This window comes from Methylobacterium trifolii (assembly GCF_022179685.1).
Classification (GTDB): Bacteria; Pseudomonadota; Alphaproteobacteria; order Rhizobiales; family Beijerinckiaceae; genus Methylobacterium; species Methylobacterium trifolii.
Genome location: NZ_BPRB01000067.1, coordinates 1 through 6,114 on the forward strand (window position 1 = coordinate 1; position 6,114 = coordinate 6,114).

The following is a 6,114-nucleotide window of genomic DNA, read 5'->3' on the forward strand; positions in this document are numbered from 1 at the left end:
CAGCGGAAGGTGACCAACGGCTACCGCGCGATGTGGGCCGCCGAGGGCGAGGCCGCCATCCGCACCGTCGTCGATACCGCACGCCTCGCAGGCCACAGCCCATTCGGCACCATCCTCAAGACCGTCGGTGCCTGATCCCAGCCGCCACAGGCCTGGGTAATTACCGATGAGCGGCGACAGGCCGGGGACGCCGCCCTTGCCGTCGTGATAGCCGGACGGGCCGAGGGTCGGTGCAAGCGTCCCGTTGAACCCCTGAGTCCCGATAGAGGGCGCCGAGACGCTTGCGGACCTGTTCCACCTGGCGAGCCGTAGCGCCCGCCCCGTCCGGTAGGGCGAGGATCGAGCGCATGTTACCGAGGTCCGTCATCGTGCGGGTCGCGGCGGGCGTCAGGACCGGGTCGATAGGAACGTCGTTCCCGACGCGAGCGGCGACACGGGTGGCAGCGTCATCGAACGCTTGAGGGTGGAACTCGCCAGGAAGGGCAGCGAGATCATCGTAGGCGCCCTGGTAGGCGGATTTGGCCCGGGCAGCCTCGCCCCGGAGCCCCTGTGCCACTGCGGCGCCAGCATCGACGGTATCGACCGGCATCGGGCCGCGGATACGGTGCCCCGCCCAGCCGAGAGACCCAGGGCTGAAGCTTGTTCTCAAGGGCTAGGCAGCTATCAATGGGGGCTGTGACGGTCGGCTCACCAGCCGGCTCGGCCCCGCCTCGATCTGCTCACGAGGCGGGGGAGGTCTACAATCTCACCGGCAAGGCCCCAGGATGCCCACGAAGGGTTGAGGCGGCGTGAATGGCTCGGCGCGCGCCTACCGCTACGGGCCCGCCCCGCTAAAATTCGCTGGTCTCTCGCTATGCACGCCACGCGCCCGCGCGCTTACTGCTGGCGAAATGCCAGCAGACCGCCCGGAAACCTATCGGCCCGCGCCCTGTCGAGCCCGGCCGACCGGCCCTTTTTTAGGCGATTATACCGTTCGCACGTACGCCGCCATTCAAAGGAATCGCTTTAACATAAATCAATTGTCTAAATGTGAACAATTTATAGAAGTAGCCGTTACGACTTTAGGAGTCGAGACAAGCCAGGCCGCGGGCCGCTCCCTGAATGCATGGGAGAAAATATGCCCCGTTACTTTTTTAATGTTTATGACGGCGTCTCAGCAATCGATCATGATGGTACAGAGTTCGAAAACTTGGCGGCGGCAAAGCTGGAGGCGCTTCAGCTTATCGGAGAGATATTGCGTCATCATTCCAAAAGCATTGCAAACGGCGAAGATTGGCATCTTGAAGTAGTAGATAAGCATGCGCTAATTCTATTCAGGGTAGACTTGTTAGTCACCGACGCCCCTGTCGCAAGAAGCGATAAGCCGACTAAACGCTAGATTGCGGCAGTTATTACAGTTTTTGCACATGCTAACCTATGATAGGCCAAGTGCAGCGGGCGCTGTGTTCGGATCAAACGGCGGGCGGGAACGTGCCTCGGATGTGAAGCTCGCGACGCGCCTGATCCTTGATATCCTGGCGAACCGCAGAGCTTTTGAGCTTCAGGAACCGACTCTCGTTCGTATGGCCCTCAAACGGGCGTTCGGCCTGCCAGCGGCGGCGGCACAGTTCGATCATCGATTGAGTCAGCATCTCGCGTTCATCCCCTACAAGAACCCGTCCCCCGAGTGCTCCTTGAAGGCATTCGCCCGCCGGACATAGCCCAGCACCGTCCGCGGGTCGCGGTGCCGGCTCTGGTCCATGATGCGGGCGAGATCGACGCCCCGCTCTGCGGCCGAGGTGATGTAGCCAGATCGCAGGCTGTGAGCCCCGAAGGCGGGGGCATCGAGCCCGGCTGCCACGCAGTACCGCTTGATGATGTCCGCGACAGCCTGCGTGGTCAGGCGGGGAACCAAGTGGCCAACCTGGCCACTTGATCGGACCCGTCCCGACCGCGACACCGGCCGGAACACCGGCCCTTCCGTGATCTCGGCCGCATCGAGCCATTCCCGGACCAGGGCGACCGGGCGGATGAAGCGGCCATGCGGGATCGCGATTTCGACGCCCTGCCCTTCCTGATCGGTCTTGGAGCGGCGCACGGTCACGCGCAGGCCCTTCGGATCGTCGCGCAGGTCCGCCACGTCGAGCGCCACCAACTCAGAGCGACGGAAGGCGCCCGCGAAGCCGAGAGCCAACAGGGCTCGATCCCGCTTGCCCGTCAGGGTGTCGGGCGTCCGCATCAGCAGGGCCATGAGGATGTCGGCGGTTGCAGCGGCCTTCTGCGTCGGGGCCGTGCCGACCTTGCGCCGAGCGCCCTTGAGCGCCGCGCGCACACCTTCGTCGTCGGTCGGATCGGGAGCGCCCGCCAGCTTGTGCGCGTACCGGATCGCGGCACAGCGCCGGCCGATGGTCGAGGCAGATCGCCCAGCTTCGGCTTCGTGGACGAGGAACCCCGCCACCGCCTCAAGGGTCGCCGGCAGGGACCGGAAGCCGTACCGGGCGCACCAGTCCTGAAATACCCGTGCGTCAGACGTGTAGGCCCGCACCGTCGAGCCAGCCTTGCTCACGCGCTGATACGCCTGGACGATCGCAGCCGCTTCGGCCGACAACGTTGGCGCAAACTTTTCGGCAACGTCGATCGGTAGGACTTCGAGGTCAGGCATCAGTCATCTCACCAGCGGTTAGCGGTCGCCAAGTTGATCCGACACTTAGCTCTGCCGCGATCTGACGCCCGGTATCCGTCAGCCCCGCCGAGCCTCCACCATTCAGGGCGACCCGCGAGACGAGCCCGCGGCGCTGCAAGCTCGCCAGCACGCGGGACGGGTTGAGCGCGGTTTCCGTGAGCCATTCCGGTGCGGTGCGGCGCCATCTTGGGCTGCGCCTGCCGCAAGCGAGCGACCGGCCAAGGCTGAGATAGAGCGCGGCCTTACCATCGCCCGCGGCTGCCCGTTCGCGGATCGCGACGTTGCGTGCCTCGATTGCCCCCGTCGTGCGCCGATGGCGGTCCTGCATCTCAGGGGAGAGCGCATAGACGCGATCCACGATCGCCCAGACGTAGAAGCCGCCGCCTTGGCTGTCGTGCTCGGCTTCAAGCGACGCCATCGCCATCAGCATGAGCCGCTGTGCTGTGCCTAACCCGCGCGACACGCCTACCCCGCTAAGTGTCGGATCAACTTTGCCACTCTGCCTCAAGCCTCGGCTGCGGGCGCCTCGTTGACCCACTCATCATGATCGACCTGGGTCTCGTGGATCATCTCAGCCGTCACTTGGGCCGGGGCGCCCTCGCGGAACATACGGGCGACCTCATCGCGGTTACGCTTGGCGGCCTCCGCGTTCCCGTAGGTTTTAAACATCGCCTCGAAGACCGCGAACTCGTAGGCGTCGAGCCCGGCCGTGTTTTCGGATCGGTCCTGCACCATCACCACAACTCCTATAGCCGAGGCTTCATTCTATGCCGGCGCTTCCAACCCGCCCGCATGAAACTTTCGAGAATATTCGTTACCGAAAGTTACAAGCAATATGTGCCGATTGCAAGTGAGCGAGCCAGCTTGATAGCAAGATTGCGGGATGGCGCGCGGGCTCGTCCACGAGGCATCGAGCTCACTTGCTATGGCGACCGACGAAATCGCGGATCGCTTCCTCGCAGATGTCCTGGATGGTGCGATCCTGCTCTGCCGCAATCACCTTGAGCCGCTTCCGCGTCGCCGGATCGATCCGCGTGAGGATCTGCACCCGCGTGTCCTTCGGCGGGCGCGCGGCCGATGGAGGCGGGATCACTTCGGGCGCGGCCTCGGGCTCCGGCACAGGTGCAGCCGGGGGCGGCGGCAGATCCTTTCGGGCAAAGCGGCTGCTCAGGCTGTCCAGGGTCGGGCGGGGCTTCGTCGTCATCGTGCGGGTCTCGCGTTACGGGACAGGAGGGCTTCTATCTCGCGCCAGAGCGCCTCGACCTCGCCGGCGGCCTTCCCGCCAGGCTCATGCTCGTTGACCGTCGAGCCGGTCAGGATCGCGTGCGACATGCTCACCCGGTTCGCCAGCACCGTCTTGGCTACGGTCGCCCCCATGTTCGCCAGCGCGGCGCGGGCTTCCGAGACGATCGACGGCTCGGCTGCGCCCGTCCGTGGTGGGGCGTGATTGATGACCGCCAGGGGCGCTTTGCCAACCCGTTGGGCGAGATCAAGCGTCGAGGACACCGCCGCAAGATCAAGCGGGCCCGGCCGCGTCGGGACGAGCACCAGGTCAGCGACCCGCATGGCGCTCAGGATCGAATCCTCGGCATGTGGCGGCGTGTCGATGATGACCCGGCCGATGCCCTCGCGTCGGGCCGCCTCAATCAGATCCGGCAGCTCGCGTGCCTCCGCCTCGATCAGGTTCGGCTCGTCGACAGCCCGCAGGCGATGCCACCACGCGAGCGACCGCTGCGGGTCCGTGTCCAAGAGGAGGGCGGGCTTGCCCGGTGCGGACGCCAGCACGCTCAGGTGCATCGAGAGCGTGGTCTTCCCGACCCCGCCTTTCCGCGCCGCTATCGAGATCACCTGCATGCACGTTCCCTCGCCATCAAGATCGAGCCCGATCACGCAAGCCCCACCGCAAGCTGCGCTGACAACACGATCCCGAGTCCGCAGGATAGACCGCAAGCGTGAACGCGAGCTTTCAAAAACGAACGCTCCCGAGCACCCGTGCGGTTTCGGGATCGAGCTAACTATTATGCAAGCTATCAAGCTACAGAGTGCGCGAAACCGCGACGGATCATGATGGCGCGCTGGCCCCGGCGACATCCTCGATCAGCACCAGCGCCTGCCACACCTGCGCCGGCGACCACGCTCCACCGCGCGGCGCCGGAACGCCGCGAGCGTTCAACTCCGCCGCGATCTTGCCCTGCGAGACGGCGCCGCCCGCCCGTATCGCATCAATCACCGGAGCGAGATCCCTTGCCCGGTCCCGCGCCCGCGCCGTCCGCAGGGCCTGGCTGCGCGCCTGCCCGACATCGTGGCTCGCGAGGTTGCCCGGTGTCCCGAAGCGCGCGCCCCGAGCCTTCGCGGCTGCAAGCGCCACCTTGGTCCGAACCGAGATCATCTTGCGCTTGGCCTCCGCGACGCATGCTATGATGCCGACGACGAGTTCGTTCGCCTCCGGCATGTCAGCCGCCACGAACCGCACCCCGGCCTTCTGCAGGTTGAGGAGGAACGCCGCGTCGCGCGACAGCCGATCCAGCTTCGCGATCACCAGCGTTGCCCCGTGCAGCCGGCAGAGGCCCATCGCCTCGGATAGGCGAGGGCGGTTGTCGTGGCACTCGCTCTCGACCTCGACCACCTCGGCCACATGCCGCCAGGCGCCGTCCGCGAGGAAGTCGGCCACCGCCTTGCGCTACGCCTCCAGGCCGAGCCCGGAGCGCCCTTGCCGTTCCGTCGACACGCGCAGGTAGGAGACGAAGGCAGGCACGGGCATCCGATCGGTCGGCGCTACGTTTGGACGAACGAACGTTTAACCAAACGTAGCGCCTGCGCGTGATGACCTGGCGGACACACAAGGCGACCGATGCGCGACGTAGACGCTTCGTTAACCAGGCGCTGGACACCCTGACTCGTCAGCCTGAGAGGTCTCCGTGCACCACCCCCGATTGATCCGAGCCGAGGATTTTGAGAACGATTGCCCGGTGTCTATGGATCTTGTCAGCCGTCTCATGCGCGCCGATCCGAGCGCGTTCCCTGAGCTTCTTGATGGCATCTCGGAGGGAACCCGAGTGCAGCTCGCGGTCTGGCTGTACGGGCGCAGTCACACCCACGAAATCGGGGTTCGCGTCGCGGCGACCTGCGAGGGGCCGAGCTTTCACCAGGTTGCCGGGCTCGTCGGCAAAGCCCTCTACGACCTGTCGCGCTGTCCCTACGCCCCTCCGAGTTCCGGTGCACGCCTCGCCGGCGGGCGCCGGATCAGTCTCGGTGGGTCGCAAACTGAAACTCGCGCCGTCGCCTGACAACGATTAGGCCTGCCTCGCATCGTCCATCCTTGGCACGAACCGGCACAGGTCGAAGCGAAGGTCGGCGAGCGGCCACGTGCCTCCATGCCAGCGCTCAGTGGCGATTAACTCGCGCGAGCGCCCGACCAAGGCTGAGCAGCAATAGGTCGGCAGCAAGGCGGA

The 6,114-nt window shown here is 65.6% G+C and carries 9 protein-coding genes and 1 pseudogene; 3 read left to right on the plus strand and 7 right to left on the minus strand.

Annotated features, from left to right (window positions below; genetic code table 11):
- Nucleotides 1–135: pseudogene (locus COGEMETH_RS06555) on the plus strand (IS66 family transposase); the annotation flags it as partial.
- 982 nt (nt 136–1,117) lie between these two features.
- The gene (locus COGEMETH_RS06560; protein WP_238181803.1) at nt 1,118–1,378 is read left to right on the plus strand and encodes a DUF6894 family protein; all 261 of its coding nucleotides are present in this window, start codon (nt 1,118–1,120) and stop codon (nt 1,376–1,378) included.
- Nucleotides 1,379–1,451: 73 nt separating this feature from the next.
- On the opposite strand, the gene COGEMETH_RS06565 is transcribed toward COGEMETH_RS06560, so the two are convergent.
- The 7 genes from COGEMETH_RS06565 to COGEMETH_RS06595 all read right to left on the minus strand — a co-directional run bounded on the left by COGEMETH_RS06565 (nt 1,452) and on the right by COGEMETH_RS06595 (nt 5,333).
- Complete coding sequence (locus COGEMETH_RS06565; protein WP_238181804.1) at nt 1,452–1,631, minus strand: hypothetical protein; 180 nt, start codon at nt 1,629–1,631, stop codon at nt 1,452–1,454.
- A 14-nt stretch (nt 1,632–1,645) separates the two neighbouring features.
- Complete coding sequence (locus COGEMETH_RS06570; RefSeq protein WP_238181805.1) at nt 1,646–2,641, minus strand: site-specific integrase; 996 nt, start codon at nt 2,639–2,641, stop codon at nt 1,646–1,648.
- Nucleotides 2,634–3,092, minus strand: coding sequence for a hypothetical protein (locus COGEMETH_RS06575; RefSeq protein WP_238181806.1), 459 nt, complete (start codon nt 3,090–3,092; stop codon nt 2,634–2,636). The genes COGEMETH_RS06570 and COGEMETH_RS06575 overlap by 8 nt, the downstream gene beginning before the upstream one ends.
- A 74-nt stretch (nt 3,093–3,166) precedes the next feature.
- Nucleotides 3,167–3,400 carry a hypothetical protein gene (locus COGEMETH_RS06580; RefSeq protein WP_238181807.1) on the minus strand — a complete coding sequence of 78 codons (234 nt, stop codon included), beginning with the start codon at nt 3,398–3,400 and terminating at the stop codon, nt 3,167–3,169.
- Nucleotides 3,401–3,578: 178 nt separating this feature from the next.
- Nucleotides 3,579–3,866 carry a ribbon-helix-helix domain-containing protein gene (locus tag COGEMETH_RS06585; protein WP_238181808.1) on the minus strand — a complete coding sequence of 96 codons (288 nt, stop codon included), beginning with the start codon at nt 3,864–3,866 and terminating at the stop codon, nt 3,579–3,581.
- Entirely contained in the window at nt 3,863–4,552 is a 690-nt protein-coding gene (locus tag COGEMETH_RS06590) for an AAA family ATPase (protein ID WP_238181809.1), read from the minus strand. The genes COGEMETH_RS06585 and COGEMETH_RS06590 overlap by 4 nt, the downstream gene beginning before the upstream one ends.
- A 172-nt stretch (nt 4,553–4,724) precedes the next feature.
- Nucleotides 4,725–5,333, minus strand: a complete 609-nt coding sequence (locus COGEMETH_RS06595) for a recombinase family protein (protein WP_306421727.1) — start codon at nt 5,331–5,333, stop codon at nt 4,725–4,727.
- 304 nt (nt 5,334–5,637) lie between these two features.
- Between COGEMETH_RS06595 and COGEMETH_RS06600 the strand changes: the two genes are divergently transcribed.
- On the plus strand, nt 5,638–5,949 hold the full coding sequence (locus COGEMETH_RS06600) for a hypothetical protein (protein ID WP_238181810.1): 312 nt from the start codon (nt 5,638–5,640) through the stop codon (nt 5,947–5,949).
- Nucleotides 5,950–6,114 lie beyond the last annotated feature (165 nt).

Bases quoted from the DNA above. Each gene is read 5' to 3' on its own strand.
- COGEMETH_RS06560 (WP_238181803.1), top strand. From the start codon at position 1,118: ATGCCCCGTTACTTTTTTAATGTTTATGACGGCGTCTCAGCAATCGAT.
- COGEMETH_RS06565 (WP_238181804.1), bottom strand. From the start codon at position 1,631: ATGCTGACTCAATCGATGATCGAACTGTGCCGCCGCCGCTGGCAGGCC.
- COGEMETH_RS06570 (WP_238181805.1), bottom strand. From the start codon at position 2,641: ATGCCTGACCTCGAAGTCCTACCGATCGACGTTGCCGAAAAGTTTGCG.
- COGEMETH_RS06575 (WP_238181806.1), bottom strand. From the start codon at position 3,092: ATGCTGATGGCGATGGCGTCGCTTGAAGCCGAGCACGACAGCCAAGGC.
- COGEMETH_RS06585 (WP_238181808.1), bottom strand. From the start codon at position 3,866: ATGACGACGAAGCCCCGCCCGACCCTGGACAGCCTGAGCAGCCGCTTT.
- COGEMETH_RS06600 (WP_238181810.1), top strand. From the start codon at position 5,638: ATGGATCTTGTCAGCCGTCTCATGCGCGCCGATCCGAGCGCGTTCCCT.